Genomic DNA, 17,333 nt, shown 5'->3' with positions numbered 1-17,333 from the left:
GGGTCGGGGGCCAACTTGGGCTCACAAACCGGCCCGGACGCAGCCAGTCGCTGGCCGGCGTCCGGGGCCGTGCGGATCCGACGGTGCGTCAGCCGATTCCGTCGACCGCGGCGGACGCTTTCTTCAGCGTCGCGGCGGCGGTGGCGTCGTTCGCCGACATGGTGTCCTGGAGCGACTTGATGATCGCCAGCGTCGACGCGGCGGCCTTGTCGAAGCGCGCCTCGACACCGCGGTACTTCTCGGTCACGTCGGTGGCCGAGGCGTCCCCGAGCGCGGCGGCGACGTTCTTCTTGTGCGCCGCGATCAGACCCTCGATCTGGCCGGAGAGGTTCTTGATGGTCGTCTGCACCTCGCCGGAGGCGGCAGTGTCGTAGCTGTTGCGGTTCGCCATCGTCAGTTCCTCTCTCAGCGCTTGCCGAACTTGGCGGCGTTGAAGTCCGCGCCGCCCTGGTTCTTCTTCGCGGTGTCGGCCATCTCCGTGTCACCGCCGCGAAAGGCGGTGTCCATCCCCGACTGGCCCTGGTTGATCGCCGCGAGGCCGGCGTTCAGGTCGCCCGCAATGCTGTCGACGTTGGCCTTGAAGGCCATGAACGCCTGCTTGCCGGAGCCGTTCATCTTGCCTTCCAGCGGTTGCGCCGCGGCGACCAGTTGCTTCACCAAGCCGCCGAGGTCCTGCGTTCCGGTCGTGGTCTTCTTGGCCAGTTGGCCCAGGGTGTCCTGGCCCATGTCCCAGCGTCCGCTCACAGTCTCTCCTTCGCAGTGTCGTTGCGCCGCACCGTCAGGTTAGTGGTCGCAGCGGGTCACTCGGCGAACCTTGTCGGCAGACCCGTCACTTTCGGCTCAGGTCGACCAGAGCGATCGCGCAACACCCGGAACTCGTTGCCTTAGCCAACTTGTTTCCGGGTACACCGACGCCCTCAGCCCGATATGAGCTGAGGGTCGGCCGGCCGCAGGGACTAGCTCGCGACGCGCTTCCTCGCCGCGGTCTTCTTCACAGCCGTCGTCTTCTTCGCCGCGCTGGACTTCGCTGCCGCCGTCTTCTTGGCTGCCGTCTTCTTCGCGGCGACTGCCTTCTTGGCCGGCACCTTCTTCGCTGCGGCTGCCTGCTTCGCACCTGGCTTGGCCGCGCGACCGGCCAGGATCTCCTTCAGGAACTCCCCCGTGTACGACGCCGGGTTCTCCGAGACCTCCTCCGGCGTACCTTCAGCGACCAGCGTTCCGCCGCGACGCCCACCATCGGGTCCGAGGTCGATGATCCAGTCCGCGGTCTTGATCACGTCGAGGTTGTGCTCGATGACCAGCACCGAGTTGCCCTTGTCCACCAGGCCGCCGAGGACGCCCAGCAGCTTGCGGATGTCCTCGAAGTGCAGACCCGTCGTCGGCTCGTCCAGCACGTACACGGTCCGGCCGGTGGAACGCCGCTGCAGCTCCGACGCCAGCTTGACCCGCTGCGCCTCACCACCGGACAGCGTCGGCGCCGGCTGCCCGAGCCGGACGTACCCGAGGCCGACCTCGACCAGAGTCTTCAGGTGTCGCGAGATCGCCGGGATCGCAGCGAAGAACTCCGACGCTTCCTCGATCGGCATATCCAGTACGTCGGCGACCGTCTTGCTCTTGTAGTGCACCTCGAGCGTCTCGCGGTTGTACCGCGCGCCGTGGCACACCTCGCACGGCACGTAGACGTCCGGGAGGAAGTTCATCTCGATCTTCAGCGTGCCGTCACCCGAGCACGCCTCGCACCGGCCGCCCTTGACGTTGAACGAGAACCGGCCCTGCTGGTATCCGCGGACCTTCGCCTCCGGGGTGTCCGCGAACAGCTTGCGGATGTGGTCCCAAACCCCGGTGTACGTCGCCGGGTTGGATCGCGGCGTCCGGCCGATCGGCGACTGGTCCACATGGATGACCTTGTCGACCAACTCCATGCCGGAGATCTTCGTGTGCCGCCCCGGCACCGTGCGGGCGCCGTAGATGTGCCGCGCCAGCGACGTGTAGAGGATGTCGTTGACCAGCGTCGACTTGCCCGAGCCGGACACCCCGGTGACTGCGACGAAGACCCCGAGCGGGATCGTCACGTCGATGTCCTTGAGGTTGTTCTGCCGGGCGCCGTACACGGTCAGCTCGCGGCCCTCTGTCAGCGGCCGGCGGACCGCCGGCATCGGGATCTCCCGGCGGCCGGAGATGTACGCGCCGGTGATCGAGTCCGGGTGGTTGCGCAGGTCGTCGACCGTGCCGGAGACGACGACCTGGCCGCCGTGCTCGCCGGCGCCGGGGCCGATGTCGACCACCCAGTCGGCGTGGTCGATGGTGTCCTCGTCGTGCTCGACGACGATCAACGTGTTGCCCAGGTTCTTCAGGCGCACGAGGGTGTCGATCAGCCGCCGGTTGTCGCGCTGGTGCAGACCGATCGACGGCTCGTCCAGCACGTACAGCACGCCGACCAGGCCGGAGCCGATCTGCGTCGCGAGCCGGATCCGCTGCGCCTCGCCGCCGGACAGCGAGCCGGCCGGGCGGTTCAGCGCCAGGTAGTCGAGACCGACGTCGAGCAGGAACCGCAGCCGCTCGCCGATCTCCTTGACCACCCGCTCCGCGATCTGCTTCTCCCGCGGGCTCAGCTCCATGTCCACGAGGAACGCGTGCACCTCGTCGATCGACATCGCGCTGACCTCGGCGATGTTCTTGCCACCCATCGTCACGGCGAGCGAGATCGGCTTCAGCCGAGCGCCGTTGCAGGCCAGGCACGGCACCTCGCGCATGTACTCCTCGAAGCGCTCCCGCCCGGTGTCGCTGGACGCCTCGGCGTGCCGGCGCTCGACGTACGGGATCACGCCCTCGAACGTCGTGTAGTACGACCGCTCGCGACCGTACCGGTTCTTGTAGGAGACGTGGACCTGCTTGTCGTGCCCGGTCAGCAGCGACTTCTTCGCCTTCGCCGGCAGCTCGCCGAACGGCGTGGTGGTCTTGATCTTCAGGTCCTTGGCCAGCGCCGCGAGCAGTCTCTCGAAGTACTGCGAGACGTTCGCGCCGGACCACGGCTGGATCGCGCCCTCGTCGAGTGACTTCGACGGGTCCGGGACCAGCAGCTCCGGGTCGACCTCCATCCGGGTGCCCAGACCGGTGCACACCGGGCAGGCGCCGTACGGCGAGTTGAACGAGAACGACCGCGGCTCCAGCTCGTCGATCGCCAGGGGGTGATCGTTCGGGCAGGCCAGCTTCTCGGAGAAGCGGCGCTCGCGATGCGGGTCGTCCTCCGGCAGGTCGACGAAGTCCAGCACGAGCAGACCGCTGGCCAGGCCGAGCGCGGTCTCGACCGAGTCGGTCAGACGCTGCTTCGCCGAGCTCTTCACCGCGAGCCGGTCGACGACCACATCGATGTCGTGCTTCTTCTGCTTGTCGAGCTTCGGCGGATCGGTGAGCTGGATCGTCTCGCCGTCCACCCTGGCCCGCGACAACCCCTGACCGCTCAGCTGGCGGAACAGATCGAGGTACTCCCCCTTGCGGCCGCGGACGACCGGCGCGAGCACCTGGAACCGGGTGCCCTCCTCGAGCTCCAGCACGCGGTCGACGATCTGCTGCGGCGTCTGCCGCGCGATCGGCTCGCCACACTCCGGACAGTGCGGCCGGCCGGCGCGGGCGAACAGCAGACGGAGGTAGTCGTACACCTCGGTGATCGTGCCGACGGTCGACCGCGGGTTGCGCGAAGTCGACTTCTGGTCGATCGAAACGGCCGGCGACAGGCCCTCGATGAAGTCGACGTCGGGCTTGTCCATCTGGCCGAGGAACTGCCGCGCGTACGCCGACAGTGACTCGACGTACCGCCGCTGGCCCTCGGCGAAGATCGTGTCGAAGGCGAGACTGGACTTACCGGACCCCGAGAGTCCGGTGAAGACGATCATGGAGTCCCGAGGCAGGTCGACCGAGACGTCCTTCAGGTTGTGCTCGCGTGCTCCGCGCACGATCAGACGGTCAGACACAAGCTCACTCTCAGCCGTTCTCGAGGGTTACCGGGGACATGCCCCGTCATGCTAACGAGGCCCACCGACAAAAACTTCCGGCGCTGTGGCGGAGGCGCCGGAAGGGCCGGGAGACCGGTGCTGTCCCCCGGCCGCTTCGAAAGTATATTCGATCGTGACGGGTGGTTCGCGCAACCCGGGCCGGACATGACCGGAACGCCTCCGGGGTGCGAGGATCGGCGGTATCACCGACATCCAGGGAGAGGGCGCATGCCGGAGTACCACGGAAACGTCAAGGTCGGCGGACCAGCGCAGACACACGAGCTGGCCCAGTTGATGATCACCAAGGTCGCGGTCGGGCCGATGGACAACAACGCCTACCTGCTGCTTTGCCGGCAGACCGACGAACAGGTGCTGATCGACGCCGCCAACGAGGCCGGCACGCTGCTGAAGCTGATCGGCGACGGCGACCTGGCCAGCATCGTCACCACCCACCGCCACCAGGACCACTGGCAGGCCCTCGCCGAGGTCGTCGCCCGGACCAGCGCCACCACGGTGGCCGGCCGGTACGACGCCGAAGGCATCGAGGTCCCCACCGACCAACTCGTCGACGAGGGCGACCACATCTCTGTCGGCAACTGCAGCCTGCGCGTCATCCACCTGGTCGGCCACACGCCCGGCTCCATCGCCCTCGTGTACGACGACCCGGACGGCCCGCCCCATCTGTTCACCGGCGACTGCCTGTTCCCCGGCGGCGTCGGCAACACGCAGGGCGACGCGGAGCGCTTCACCTCGCTCATCAACGACGTCGAGACCAAACTCTTCGGCACCCTTCCCGACGAGACCTGGGTCTACCCGGGCCACGGTGCCGACACCACTCTCGGCGCCGAGCGCCCGAAGCTAGGCGAGTGGCGAGCACGCGGTTGGTGAGAGGGTTCGGCGTTGACGATCCTGCGTGACGGCGCGTCGCGGTGAAATCACCCACAGCGGATCATGCGCGCCGGTGCGGAGGATCCTATCGTCGAGGCAATGGCGCGATGGCCGCGCACGGGAAAGGGAGCCTCGGATGCGTTCCTCGTTCGACAAACTCATCTCGTGGACCGGCTTGTTGCTCGCCGCCACACTCTTGCTGGCGGGCGGTCTGCTGACCTGGGCCTACGTTTTCATCAACAACGAGGTCGAGGGTCAGCTGTCCATCCAGGGCATCACGATGCCTGAGGGTCAGGCGCTGGAGTCGCTGCCCCCTGACGACCGCGACGCGCTCGACCAGTACGCCGGCAGCCCCATGGACACCGGCCCCGAGGCCAAGGCCTACGCCGACCACTACATCCTCGTGCACATGAACGCCGCCTCCAACGGCCGCACCTACCAGGAGGTCAGCGGCGCGTACCTGGCCATGAGCCCCGCAGAGAAGGTTTCCCCGCAGGGTCAGGCGCTCGCCGGACTGCGCGAGACCTTGTTCCAAGGCAATACGCTGCGCGGCCTGCTCCTCTACGGCTACGCGTTCGCGACGATGGGCACCATCGCCGGCATCGCGGCAATCGGTGCGTACATCGTCGCGATCATCCTGCTGGTTCTCGGCGTGCTGGGCCTGCGCCATGCCCGCCGGGCCGCGGCAGCGGAGCAGGCGAACGCCGCCGGGGTCTCACCGCCCGTCACGACCTGAGACAACCTCAGAACGGGACACGATGGCGTAGCGCCAGGTCCCGGCCAGCTTGCGGAACGGTTCCTCCAGGCCGCCGTCGGTCAGCGGGCGTTGGCCAAAAGGCCGCGCGGGTGGTCGGTGCGGACGCTAGGGTCGTGAACGTGTTGAGCTCACCGGTGAGTAGGGACGTGGTCGTCGTCGGCGCCGGCATTGTCGGCGCATCGGTGGCCTATCACGCCGCCCGGGCGGGCGCCACCGTGACGTTGGTCGACGCCGGGCGGCCAGGCGCCGGCGTGACGGCGGACTCGTTCGCCTGGGTCACGCTCGCCGGGCCGAGCGGAGCGTCTGGCGTGCACAAGGGTCCGGCCGCCGGGCTGCGGGCCACCGCAACGGCGGAGTACCACCGACTCGGCGTCGAGTTGCCGGGACTCCCGGTGAGCTGGTCCGGCTCGCTGAGCTGGACCGGGGAGGACAGTGCGCCGGACGCCGGGCCCGGGCAGACGATCGTGGACGCGGCCACCGTGGCGACGCTCGAGCCCACCGTTCGGCAGCCTCCGGAGTGGGCAGTCTGGGCGCCGGCTGACGGCGCTGTTGACTCGGTGGGCGTGACCGAGCGGCTGGTCGCGGGCGCTCGCACCCATGGAGCACGGGTACACCTGGACACGCCGGTTACCGCGGTCCGCCGGGATACGGCCGGCCGGATTGCCGGGGTTGAGACGGCAGCCGGACCGCTCTCCGGTGCGACGGTGGTGCTGGCGGCCGGGGTTGCCACGGCTGCGCTGGCCGCGCCGCTCGGCGTGCACGTCCCGGTCGAACCGTCGCCGTGCCCGCTGTTCCGGCTCCGCGCCCCGGCCGGTCTGGTCCGCGGTGTGGTCAACACCGAGGACTTCGATCTTCGGCAGGTCGCCGCGGACCGGCTGATAGCCGCCGCGGACTCGCCCGAACGGACCCTTGCCGCAGTCCGGTCCACCTTCCGTGGCGCCGGGAGCGTCGAACTGCTCAGCACCCGACTCGGAGTGCGTCCGATGCCGGCTGACGGTGACCCGATCGTCGGTCCGGTCGCCGAGGTCCCCGGCCTCTACGTCGCAGTGATGCACTCAGCGGTCACGCTCGCCGCGGCCATGGGCCGCCTGATCGCGCGGGAGTTGGTCGACGGAACCGTCGAGTCGGCTCTGTCAGGTTGCCGCCCGGCCCGCTTCTGATGGATGTGCGTGCTGCTCCGCGCCATCCGTGAACGAGATTCAGTCGCGGGACACTAGATGCCGGAACGGGCAGCCTCGATCTGCTCGCTGACCTTGGCGGCTCCGGCTGACGCCGCCAGCTCCTGCGCCTCATCGGCCAAGGCACGGGCGTCGGCTGGGCGGTCCTGAGCGATGGCTACGTAGATGAGGCCGACAAAGTTGGCGGCGACGCCTGCGGTGAAGCCGAGGGTACGACGGAGTGCTGTCGACTCCTCGAGGAGCGCACGGGCGCCGTCGAGATCGCCGGAGATGTGCGCCGCGATGCCGAGGTGCCGGAGGGCATAGGACAGCGTCAGGTCGTCCCCGGCCGCCCTCGCCAGGTCCCGCGACGTCGTCAGCGGCTGAATCGAGGCCGCGATGTCGTCGCGCACGACCTGGTGGAAGCACCCGATCCAGAACTGCGCCTCTGCCTCGCCGCGCCGGTCACCCAGCGCCTTGCAGAGCTCGGCCGCCTGCTCGAACAGCGTGAGCTCCTGCGCGTCCTCAACGCGGTTGTCCAGGAACCGCGCGTGCAACACCTTCCCGCGAGCGAGTGCGAGATCCACCTGCACACCATCGAGCTCCCGCTCGGCCGCGGTCAGCTCCTCGAACTCCCCGTTGAAGATCGCTCGCTCGCAAAGCTCCGCGGCACGCACCATTCGCTCGTCCATCGGTGGATTCTAGGCTGACGTAATGAGCGGGTTCGCGGACTACGAGCCGGAGACTGACCGCCGGGCGTTAGGTGCCGAGGTACAGACACGACCGGCGAAGGAGGCCGATCTCGATGCCTGCGCGCGGCTGATCGTGGCCCGCACGGGCGGGTCGGTCGACGGCCGCCGCCGACGGTTGCTCGGCGATCTGCAGGATCCACGTCGGTACTCCGCGGTCGCGTGCGTGAGCGACGAGGTGGTCGGGTACGGCGGCGTGATCTGGCATGAGGCCACCTCCGCCGATCCACCGACGACGGCACCGACCGGGTACTACCTGGTCGGCCTGATCGTGTCACCGGCCTGGCGCCGGCACGGTATCGGCGAACTCCTGACAATCGAGCGCATGCGGTGGACTGCAGAGCGCGCCGATACCATCCACTACTTCGCCAACCTCGCAAACGGCCCCACCCTGGACCTCCACGCCCGCCTCGGCTTCACGGAGCTGACCCGAGACTTCACCTTCCCCGGCAACCCCCTGAAACCCGGCACCGGCGTCCTACTCCGAGCCGCACTCACGAAGGACCACTGAGCCGTCACTCAGCCGTGAACAAACGTCGGCCCCGAGCGGTTTCCCGAACCCGGATCCACGACTCGGCACTGGTGACGCTATCTGTCGGTTAGTTCGGTTGGGTGGGCCACTACGTCTACCAGGGCGTTGTTGCGGATGGCTGTGATCTCGGTACGTCGTCCGATGGCGTCGGCGAAGAGTTGGCGTTGGAGGGATTGGGCGTCGCGGAGGGGTGCGCCGTCGACGGCCAGGACGAGGTCACCTTGACGGAGGCCGGCTTGTGCGGCGGGGCTGCCCGTAATGACCTCGACGACGCGCAGCGCACTGCGTTGGTCGAAGCGTTCAGCCAACTGGGGCCGCAGGGGTGCGGGGGTCGTCACCAGCCCCAGGTACGCACGGCGTACCCGCCCGTCATGCAACAGCGAGTAGATGATCCGGCGAGTCGTCGGATTGACGGGGACCGCGAGACCGAGACCGATGCCGGCGACGGCTGTGTTGATGCCGATCACCCGTCCGTTGCCGTCGGCAAGGGCTCCGCCGGAGTTGCCTGGGTTCAGCGCGGCGTCGGTCTGGATGACGTCCTCGATGATCCGTTGCGCGGACCCGCTGCGTACCGGCAGTGACCGCCCGAGTGCGCTGACCACGCCGGCGGTGACGCTGCCGGCCAGCCCCAATGGGTTGCCGACGGCAACCACCAGGTTCCCGACCTTCAGGCCGTCCGCGTCGCCGTACTCCGGCGGGTCCGGGATGTCGCGGTCGGCGCGCAGTACGGCGAGGTCCGACAACCGGTCGACGCCGATCACCCGGGCTTCGGCCGAAGTCCCGTCGGCGAACTCCGCGGTCGCGTGCTCGCCCTCGCCGACCACGTGGGCGTTCGTGAGCAGGTGCCCGTCCGCGGTCAGTACCACTGCCGATCCGGACGAGTCGCCCCGCCGGCTCCGGATCCGCAGGCTCGCGACCCGCGGGATCAAGTGTTCCGCCACTCCCGAGACCACCCGGGAGTACGCGTCCAGTACGTCGTCCTCCGCCATCTCCGCCTCCTGATTACAGCATTACACCGCAATCAACCCAGCGCACCAGACGTGAGCCGCAGCACAGATCTGACCGATCGGTTGAAAACTGGCCGATCGGTCAGGAAGGATGGCTTCATGGCAGCCACGCCGGTCCGGGAGCGCACCCGGCACGAGATCGTCCGGCAGGCGATGCACCTGTTCCAGGACAGGGGCTACAACGCCACGTCCCTGCAGGACATCGCCTCCGCCGCCGGTTGTTCGAAGGCGACGGTGCTGTACCACTTCAACGGCAAGCCCGCCGTCCTGGCCGCCGTGCTCGAGCCGGCGGCCGCGGACCTGGCCGGGCTGATGGACTCCGCCGCCGGGCTGTCGCAGGCCGAGGCCCAGGAGTTCGCGATCCAGCAGTTCACCGACCTCGCGGTCCGGTACCGCGGCGTGATCGACGTACTGCAGGACATCCTGCCGGTGATCGACGAGGTACCCGAGATCGCCCAGTTGGTTGCTGACGGCATCAGGCTGACCGATCTGCTGGCCGGGAGCGACGATCCCCTCGAGCGGGATCTGGCCAAGTTCGCCATCAACGGCCTGCTCGGCGAGTGCCGCCATCCCGGTGAACGCACCGACGACGAACTCCGCAAGCTCTGCGACATCGCCCTCCGCAGAATCCTCAGATCCGCCTGACCTCGACTCCGATCGCCCCGGCTCCGCCCCGAACGCCGCGCTCCTCTGCCCGCCTGTACGACCCGAACGGACGCCTACCCGATGGCCAATCTGCTGTACCGGCTCGGCCGGTTCTCGTACCAGCGCCGGCGGCTCGTCGCCGCCGTCTGGGCGGTCTTCCTCGTTGCGCTGGGGGTCGCTGCGCTGACTCTCGGCGGCAAGACCGCGAACACGTTCTCGATCCCCGGCACCGAGTCGCAGCGAGCGCTCGACGCTCTCAAGCAGGAGTTGCCTGCGGCCAGCGGCGCGTCGGCCACGGTCGTGGTGAAGGCTCCCGACGGCAAGACCCTCGCCGACCCGACCGTGAAGGCCGCCGTCGGCGCGACCGTCGCCAAGGTCGCGAAGGTGCCCGAGGTCATCGGCGCGATCGACCCGTTCACCAGCAAGGCGATCAGCCCGGACGGCACCACCGGCCTCATCAGCGTCCAGTTCAGCAAACCGGCCGATGAGCTCTCCAAACAGAGCACCGAGGCGTACGACGGCCTGAGCGGACTCAGCTCCGGAGACCTCAAGGTCGTCCCGGGCGGCCAGGTCGTCGGCGGCGTACCCGAGATCGGGTCAACCGAGGTGATCGGCGTGGTCGTCGCCGGAATCGTCTTGGTCGTCACGTTCGGTTCGCTGGTCGCGGCCGGGATGACCCTGCTGACGGCGCTGCTCGGGGTGCTGGCCGGGATGGCCGGCCTGTTCATCGTGACCGCGTTCACTGATGTGTCGTCGACGGCACCGATCCTGGCGCTGATGCTCGGGCTCGCTGTCGGTATCGACTACGCGTTGTTCATCAGCTCGCGGCACCGCAGCCAGCTCGCCGAGGGGATGGATCCCGAGGAGTCCGTTGCCCGGGCGGCGGCGACCGCCGGATCGGCGGTGCTGTTCGCGGGTGCGACCGTCGTGATCGCGCTGGCCGGTCTGTCCGTGGTCGGCGTTCCGTTCCTCACGGCCATGGGATTCGCGGCTGCCGCGACAGTGCTGACCGCCGTACTGGTCGCGCTCACGCTGCTGCCCGCGATGCTCGGGTTCGTCGGAAACCGGATCCTCCCCCGCAAGATCCGCAAGGCGCCGGCGACTGCGCCGGTCGAGGGTGCCGGCTTCCGCTGGGGGCGGCTGGTCACCCGGTTCCGCGTCCCGATCGTTGCCATCGGCATCATCGGATTGGGACTGCTGGCGATTCCGGCCAAGGACATGCGGCTCGCGCTGCCCGACGGTGCATCGGCCGCGGCCGGGTCGAACCAGCGGGTCGCGTACGACCTGACCGCTGAGGCATTCGGAGCAGGCGCCAATGGTCCGCTCGTCGTCGTTGTGAAGAGCAACGACCCGGCGCAGTCCGCCGCGCTGGTCCAGCAGGTGCTCGCGAAGACGCAGGGCATGCACGACGTGGTCGCGGCGCAGCCCGGCCCGGCGAGCCAGGACGGATCGACCCGGCTGCTGCAGATCATCCCGCAGAGCGGACCGGCCACCGAAGCGACCGCGGACCTGGTGAAGGACCTGCGGTCTGCGGTCAAGCCGCTCGCCACCGGCGACGCGAGTATCTCGGTGACCGGCAACACGGCCGTCGGGGTCGACGTGTCGAACAAGCTGTCCGATGCATTGCCGACGTACCTGTTCGTGGTCATCGGGCTCTCGTTCCTGCTGTTGCTGCTGGCGTTCCGGTCGCTGCTGGTGCCGCTGAAGGCGACGCTCGGATTCGTGCTGACGATTGGCGCGACGTTCGGCATCACCGTCGCCGTGTTCCAGCAGGGCTGGGCGGCCGGCCTGGTCGGGGTGGACTCCCCCGGACCTCTGGTCAGCTTCCTGCCGATCATCATGATGGGCGTGCTGTTCGGGCTGGCGATGGACTACGAAGTCTTCATCGTGTCCCGGGTGCGGGAGGAGTTCGTGCACGGGCGGCACGCGACCGACGCGACGATCGAGGGCATCGGGCACGGCGCTCGGGTGGTGACCGCTGCTGCGCTCATCATGGCGTCGGTGTTCGCCGGGTTCATCCTGGTGCACGACCCGATCATCAAGGCGATCGGCTTCGGCCTGACCATCGGCGTACTGATCGACGCCTTCGTGGTCCGGATGACGCTGGTCCCGGCCGTACTCAGCCTGCTCGGCGACCGCGCCTGGTGGTTCCCGCAGTGGCTCGACCGCATCACCCCGAAGGTCGACATCGAAGGCGAGTCCCTCCGCATCGACGAAAACCCCGACCCCAAGAAACTCGCCGGCATCCACTGAACACCCTGAGGGGCATCGGCCGACCAACCGGTGCCCTTCACCGCATCAGTCCCGATACATCACCAACCTGGTACGGCGCGTAGGTCTCCGCGTGGATGCCGATGCGGCCGGCCAGGACCGAACTGGGGATGACATAGACGCGGCCGTCGCCCAGCACGATGAAGAAGAGATCAATCGTGTCGGGGTCGTACGGCATTTTGCTCGCGGACTTGTCGAGCACGTAGGGACGGCGCCCGATACCGACATGCCAGTAGCCCGTGCGGGTGCGCGATGAGCACGACTTCACCTGCACTCGCTGGACTCCGTTGCTCGTCGTCACCAGCAGGTCGTACTCCTGAGGCTCGACCGGCAGGGCAACCGCGCACCCGTGCAAGCTGAACCAGGCCATCGCCAACGCCGATGCCGCTGTTCGGAGCGCCTCCGGCCGGACCGGTTGTTTGAACGCATCCTCTGGCGGCACCGACCGATCGAGCGCCTTCAGATGTGCGCAGTCCAGACCCAACCGGACAGCGTGCCCCTTGACCCGAACTCGATTCTCAGGGTGATCTGCGACCCCGAGAGCGGCGAGCACATCGGTCCAACAGCTCGAACCCGGCACTGCTTCACGCAACTGACCATCGGACCACCTTCGTTGTCCAGTGAAATGCGACGTGTCGAGGTCGAGCCGGGCAGCGTGTCGTTTGACTGTTCGGATCACACCTGCGGACTTGTCCTTCAGTCCGAGCCGGCGTGCGACCGCCCGCCACGTCGGACAGTCCTCCACCGCCTGCCGCAGCTCGTCATCGGTCCACGTTCGCGTATCCCCAGTGGCGTTCATAGTGCCCAACGTAAAGAGGGGCACCGACAGAATCGGCGCCCCTTGAGGGTCGGGCTGACAGGATTTGAACCTGCGGTCTTCTGGCCCCCAGCCAGACGCGTTACCAAACTACGCCACAGCCCGGCGCTCGCTCCTAGGAGCGAGCCGGGGTAAACCTTACCCCATCTGGTGGGGTGGTTCTTACCGGGTTGATTCAGCGCTTGGACTTCTTCTGGCGGGCTCGGATCTGGACGTGGACGGGGCTGCCGACGAAGCCGAAGTCCTCGCGGAGGCGGCGCTCGATGAAGCGCTGGTACGACGGCTCGATCTGGCCGGAGGTGAAGATCGCGAACGTCGGCGGCATCGTCGTGGCCTGGGTGCCGAACAGGATCTTCGGCTGCTTGCCGGAGCGGACCGGGTGTGGATGCGCTGCCACCAGCCGGCCGAGGAAGGCGTTCAGTTGGCCGGTCGGGACGCGGGTCTGCCAGCCCTCAAGGGCTGCCTCGATAGCCGGCACGAGCTTCTCCATGTGCCGCCCGGTCAGCGCACTGATGTTCACCCGCGGTGCCCAGCGGAACTGCACCAAGTCGCGGTCGATCTCGCGCTCCAGGTAGTAGCGCCGGTCCTCGTCGACCAGGTCCCACTTGTTGTACGCGATCACGAGGGCCTTGCCGGCCTCCTCGACCGCGTTCATGATCCGGATGTCCTGCTCCGACATCGTCTCCGACGCGTCCACCACGACCACGACGACCTCGGCCCGCTCGATCGCCGCGTTGGTCCGCAGCGAGGCGTAGTACTCGTGCCCCTGGGCGTTCTTCACCTTGCGCCGGATGCCGGCGGTGTCGATGAACCGCCACTCCTTGCCCGCCAGCGTGATCAGCTCGTCCACCGGGTCGACCGTCGTACCGGCGACGTCGCTGACGACGACCCGGTCCTCCTTCGCCACCTTGTTCAGCAGCGAGGACTTGCCCACGTTCGGCTTGCCGACGATCGCGATCCGGCGCGGTCCGGCGGCCTCGCCGTCCCGCTCCGGCGGCGCCTCGGGCAGCGCCGCGAGGACCGCGTCGAGCATGTCGCCGGTGCCGCGGCCGTGCATACCCGAGACCGGGAACGGCTCGCCGATGCCGAGGCTCCACAGGTTCATCGCCTCGGACTCGATCCGCTGGTCGTCGACCTTGTTCGCGGCCAGCACGACCGGCTTGCCGGACTTGCGCAGTACCCGGACGACCGCTTCGTCGGCGTCGGTGATTCCGACCGTCGCGTCCACCACGAACAGGACCGCGTCGGCGGCGTTGATGGCCACCTCGGCCTGGGCGGCGACCAGCGCGGCCATCCCGACCGCGTCCGGGTCCCAGCCGCCGGTGTCGACGACGGTGAAGCCCCGGCCGGCCCAGTTCGCGTCGTAGGAGACGCGGTCGCGGGTGACACCCGGAGTGTCCTCGACGACGGCCTCGCGGCGGCCGATGATGCGGTTCACCAGCGTGGACTTGCCCACGTTCGGCCGGCCGACGATCGCGAGCACCGGCAGCGGGCCGGTGTCCTCGCGCTCGTGCGTTGGCTCGGCGAAGTCGTAGCCGGTGGGCAGGTCACTCATCAGGGTCCTTCTTGTCTGGCTCGCCCGGGAGGGGGTGGCCGGTGGCTTCGACGGCCGCCTTCATATGGGCTCGCAGCACGTCGCCGATCTGGTCGGCAACCGCTCGTACGTCGGAGTGCCTCCGGGGAAATGGTACGCGGTCAACCGCGAACACCTCGCCATAGATGACATCGATCCGGCTCCCGGCCGGTGGGAAGCCCTCCACATCGCCGTGCGGCAGCCGGGTCCCGAGCAGCGCCACCGGCAGGATCGGCGCCCCCGTCACCATGGCCAGATACGCCACCCCGCCCCGGATCCGGCCGAAGTCGCCCGCGCCACGAGTCCCCTCCGGGTAGATGTTCAGCACCCGGCCGTCCCGTAGCACCTGGATCGACTTCCGCACCGCGAGCGGGTCGTACGACGACCTGTCGACGGGGATCTGCCCGATCCGGCGCAGCAACCAGCCCTGCAGGCCACCGAACACCTCGATCTTGCCGAGCTGGTGCAGCATCCGGGGCGCCATCGCCCCGAGCAGTGGTGCGTCCAGCAGGCTGAGGTGGTTCGGAGTCATCAGCACCGGCCCCGTCAGCGGGAACCGGTCCTCGTGGTGGACGGTCAGCTTGTACTTGCGCCGGAAGTAGGGCCTGGCGACCTTGCGCAGCGGCGACGCGAGCCGGTACGGCAACGGGCGCAGGTCTGCGGTGCTGGGCAACTCCAGGTGCCCGGTGACTTCGGCTGTCATGACTCCCGGCGCGCGGCCTCGGCCTCCTTCGCGAGCCGGCTGATCACGTCGATGACCTCCTCCAGGGAGAGGTGCGTCGAGTCGATGGTGACCGCGCCGTCGGAGGCGACCTGGAACTCAGACACGGTCGCGTCGTCGGCGTCCCGGCGAACGATCTGGTCGCGGAGCTGCTCGGCTGTCACCGAACCGGCCGCAAGTTCCGCGCCACGACGCGCCATCCGGGCGTCCTGGTCGGCGGTGAGCAGCACCTTCAGCTCGGCGTCGGTCGCGACCACGGTGGCGATGTCCCGGCCCTCGACCACGATCCCGCCGCTTGGCTGGGCGGCATCGATGACGGCGCGCTGCCGCCGGATCAGCTCCTTGCGGACGTCCAGGTTGGTGGCGATCTTGGAGACCGTCTCGCTGATCCGAGGCTCCCGGATCGCGGCCGTCACGTCGGTGCCGTCGGCGATGACGAACTGCCGCGTGGGGTCGGTGCTGATCTCCAGCCGCAGCTCCCGCGCCCGCTCGGCGACCGCCGCGGTGTCGTCGAGATCGAGACCGTGCTCCATCGCCGACCACGTCACCGCGCGGTACGTCGCACCGGTGTCCAGAAAGCGCAACCCCAGCCGGCTGGCGACGCCGCGGGCGGTACTCGACTTGCCGGAGCCGCTCGGGCCGTCCACAGCGATGATCATGGCCCAGAGATTACCTGTGGCCGGGGACAACCTCGGCACCTACCGGTGCACGACCCAGCCTCGGTCGGTCAGTACGTCGACCAGCTGGTCGACCGAGGCGGGTTTGACCGCCAACTCGACCTCACCGACCGGGCGGCCGGGGCTGTGGTCGATCCGCAGGTCCTCGACGTTCGCACCGGACTCGGCGGCGTCGGCGAACAGCCGGGCCAGCTGTCCCGGCCGGTCCGGGATCGTGACCAGAACGGTGACGAGATCGATGTGCGGCGTACCGTGCTTGCCTGGTACGCGGACCGCACCGGACACGCCCTGGCCCAGAATCGAGGTCAGCTCCTCGCCCGCCTCTTCCTTGCCCAGAGCAACGAGAACGCGGTCGAGTTCGCCGCGGATCTGCTCGAGCAGGCCGGTCAGCGCGGTCGAGTTCGCGGACACGATCTGGGTCCACAACTTCGGGTCGCCGGCCGCGATCCGGGTGACGTCACGGACACCTTGGCCCGACAGTTGCAGGTGTGAGCTCGGGGCGTCGGCCAGCGTCCCGGCAGCGAGCGCCGACATCAGATGTGGCAGGTGCGACACCCGGGCGACGGCGAGGTCGTGGTCCTCGACCGACAGCTCGACAGTCCGCGCGCCCGACGCCTCGGCCAGCCGCCGAACCAACTCGACCGCCTCCGGAGCGCTGGTCTCGTGCGGCGTGATCGCCCAGGTCGCGCCGTCGAACAGGTCGGCGCGTCCGGCCAACGGGCCGTTCCGCTCCGACCCTGCCATCGGGTGGCTCCCGACGTACCGGCTGAGGTCGGTCGTGAGCTTGCGCGCGTCGGCCAGCGGCTTGGACTTCACGCTGGCCGCGTCGGTCACGATCGCGTCGGTCTGCCCGAGCTGCTCCGCGATCACCGCGCCGACATGGTCAGGCGGTACGGCGACGACCACGAGCTGTGGCTCGATCTGGACCAGCCGGGAGCCAGCCCCGATCCGCTCGGCCATCAGCGCGCTGTCCGGGTTGGCGTCGACCAGCTCCACGACCACGCCGAGCCGGGCCAGCGCCAGGCCGATCGACGTACCGATCAGGCCGGTCCCGACGATCCGGACCGGACCCCGCAGCTCACTCATTGGTCACTGGGCGCCCGTCAGATCCGGGCGGAGCGCGACGGCGCCGTGCAGGTAGACATGCTGGATCTTCTCCCGCGACCGCGGGGTCTCGGTGTGCACCATCATCCGGACCACCCGCGGCAGTGCGTGCGGTACCGCGATCTCCTGCATGCACATCAGCGGTACGTCGGTCAGGCCGATCTGCCGGCCCGCCACCGCCGGGAACTCCGAGTGCAGGTCCGGCGTGACGGTGAACAGGATGCTGATCAGATCCTCGTTCTCCAGATCGTTCGCCTCCAGGACCGCCCGCACCAGCTCGGCGGACCGCTCGAGCAGATGCTCGCGCTCGTCCACGTCGAGCTGGGTGGCACCCCGGATCGCCCGTACCGCCACGTGTCGGCCTCCTCGCTCAGGTCTTCTTGTCTGTCTCAACACTAGGCCAGAGCCGCCACAGAGTGGACAGCCGTCTCGGATTCCGCGCT

17 protein-coding genes and 1 tRNA gene are annotated in these 17,333 nt (G+C 68.7%); 6 read left to right on the top strand and 12 right to left on the bottom strand.

The genetic code is table 11. The annotated features are described in order from the left end of the window. Window positions 1-88: 88 nt before the first annotated feature. From OG817_RS14230 to uvrA, 3 genes are all read right to left on the bottom strand, one after another. Window positions 89-391, bottom strand: coding sequence for a hypothetical protein (locus OG817_RS14230; protein WP_131356880.1), 303 nt, complete (start codon window positions 389-391; stop codon window positions 89-91). Window positions 392-405: 14 nt separating this feature from the next. Continuing rightward, entirely contained in the window at window positions 406-744 is a 339-nt protein-coding gene (locus OG817_RS14225) for a hypothetical protein (protein WP_360446933.1), read from the bottom strand. A 212-nt stretch (window positions 745-956) separates the two neighbouring features. Continuing rightward, the gene (gene uvrA, locus OG817_RS14220) at window positions 957-3,971 is read right to left on the bottom strand and encodes an excinuclease ABC subunit UvrA (RefSeq protein ID WP_406054859.1); all 3,015 of its coding nucleotides are present in this window, start codon (window positions 3,969-3,971) and stop codon (window positions 957-959) included. Between the two features lie 249 nt (window positions 3,972-4,220). Here uvrA and OG817_RS14215 point away from each other — a divergent pair, with 249 nt between their 5' ends. The 3 genes from OG817_RS14215 to OG817_RS14205 all read left to right on the top strand — a co-directional run bounded on the left by OG817_RS14215 (window position 4,221) and on the right by OG817_RS14205 (window position 6,797). Continuing rightward, window positions 4,221-4,880 carry an MBL fold metallo-hydrolase gene (locus OG817_RS14215; protein WP_406054857.1) on the top strand — a complete coding sequence of 220 codons (660 nt, stop codon included), beginning with the start codon at window positions 4,221-4,223 and terminating at the stop codon, window positions 4,878-4,880. Between the two features lie 136 nt (window positions 4,881-5,016). Further along, a complete protein-coding gene (locus tag OG817_RS14210; RefSeq protein ID WP_396390679.1) occupies window positions 5,017-5,616 on the top strand; it encodes a hypothetical protein in 600 nt (199 codons plus the stop codon). A 155-nt stretch (window positions 5,617-5,771) separates the two neighbouring features. Further along, window positions 5,772-6,797, top strand: coding sequence for an NAD(P)/FAD-dependent oxidoreductase (locus OG817_RS14205; RefSeq protein ID WP_406054855.1), 1,026 nt, complete (start codon window positions 5,772-5,774; stop codon window positions 6,795-6,797). A 53-nt stretch (window positions 6,798-6,850) separates the two neighbouring features. Here the strand turns inward: OG817_RS14205 and OG817_RS14200 are convergent, their stop codons facing one another. Continuing rightward, window positions 6,851-7,486 carry a tetratricopeptide repeat protein gene (locus OG817_RS14200; RefSeq protein ID WP_406054854.1) on the bottom strand — a complete coding sequence of 212 codons (636 nt, stop codon included), beginning with the start codon at window positions 7,484-7,486 and terminating at the stop codon, window positions 6,851-6,853. Between the two features lie 22 nt (window positions 7,487-7,508). Between OG817_RS14200 and OG817_RS14195 the strand changes: the two genes are divergently transcribed. Beyond that, window positions 7,509-8,054, top strand: a complete 546-nt coding sequence (locus OG817_RS14195; protein WP_406054852.1) for a GNAT family N-acetyltransferase — start codon at window positions 7,509-7,511, stop codon at window positions 8,052-8,054. A gap of 77 nt (window positions 8,055-8,131) precedes the next feature. On the opposite strand, the gene OG817_RS14190 is transcribed toward OG817_RS14195, so the two are convergent. Then, the gene (locus OG817_RS14190) at window positions 8,132-9,064 is read right to left on the bottom strand and encodes a S1C family serine protease (protein WP_406054850.1); all 933 of its coding nucleotides are present in this window, start codon (window positions 9,062-9,064) and stop codon (window positions 8,132-8,134) included. Between the two features lie 117 nt (window positions 9,065-9,181). Here OG817_RS14190 and OG817_RS14185 point away from each other — a divergent pair, with 117 nt between their 5' ends. Continuing rightward, the gene (locus tag OG817_RS14185; protein ID WP_360446919.1) at window positions 9,182-9,727 is read left to right on the top strand and encodes a helix-turn-helix domain-containing protein; all 546 of its coding nucleotides are present in this window, start codon (window positions 9,182-9,184) and stop codon (window positions 9,725-9,727) included. A gap of 81 nt (window positions 9,728-9,808) precedes the next feature. Then, a complete protein-coding gene (locus tag OG817_RS14180; RefSeq protein ID WP_406054847.1) occupies window positions 9,809-11,980 on the top strand; it encodes an MMPL family transporter in 2,172 nt (723 codons plus the stop codon). Between the two features lie 37 nt (window positions 11,981-12,017). Here the strand turns inward: OG817_RS14180 and OG817_RS14175 are convergent, their stop codons facing one another. The 7 genes from OG817_RS14175 to aroH form a co-directional block, all read right to left on the bottom strand. Next, complete coding sequence (locus tag OG817_RS14175; protein WP_406054845.1) at window positions 12,018-12,482, bottom strand: group I intron-associated PD-(D/E)XK endonuclease; 465 nt, start codon at window positions 12,480-12,482, stop codon at window positions 12,018-12,020. A gap of 364 nt (window positions 12,483-12,846) precedes the next feature. Further along, window positions 12,847-12,920 (bottom strand) — tRNA-Pro (locus OG817_RS14170). Window positions 12,921-12,990: 70 nt separating this feature from the next. Beyond that, complete coding sequence (gene der, locus OG817_RS14165) at window positions 12,991-14,370, bottom strand: ribosome biogenesis GTPase Der (protein ID WP_406054843.1); 1,380 nt, start codon at window positions 14,368-14,370, stop codon at window positions 12,991-12,993. Continuing rightward, window positions 14,363-15,091: a lysophospholipid acyltransferase family protein gene (locus tag OG817_RS14160; protein WP_406054841.1), complete on the bottom strand. Its 729-nt coding sequence runs from the start codon at window positions 15,089-15,091 to the stop codon at window positions 14,363-14,365. The genes der and OG817_RS14160 overlap by 8 nt, the downstream gene beginning before the upstream one ends. Further along, on the bottom strand, window positions 15,088-15,768 hold the full coding sequence (gene cmk / locus OG817_RS14155) for a (d)CMP kinase (RefSeq protein ID WP_406054839.1): 681 nt from the start codon (window positions 15,766-15,768) through the stop codon (window positions 15,088-15,090). Before cmk ends, OG817_RS14160 begins: the two co-directional genes overlap by 4 nt. 39 nt (window positions 15,769-15,807) lie before the next feature. After that, the gene (locus OG817_RS14150; protein WP_406054837.1) at window positions 15,808-16,872 is read right to left on the bottom strand and encodes a prephenate dehydrogenase; all 1,065 of its coding nucleotides are present in this window, start codon (window positions 16,870-16,872) and stop codon (window positions 15,808-15,810) included. 3 nt (window positions 16,873-16,875) lie between these two features. Further along, on the bottom strand, window positions 16,876-17,244 hold the full coding sequence (gene aroH, locus OG817_RS14145) for a chorismate mutase (protein WP_360446905.1): 369 nt from the start codon (window positions 17,242-17,244) through the stop codon (window positions 16,876-16,878). Window positions 17,245-17,333 lie beyond the last annotated feature (89 nt).

Source organism: Kribbella sp. NBC_00889, from assembly GCF_045207705.1.
Taxonomy (GTDB): domain Bacteria; phylum Actinomycetota; class Actinomycetes; order Propionibacteriales; family Kribbellaceae; genus Kribbella.
This window is presented reverse-complemented; position numbering and strand designations above follow the sequence as displayed.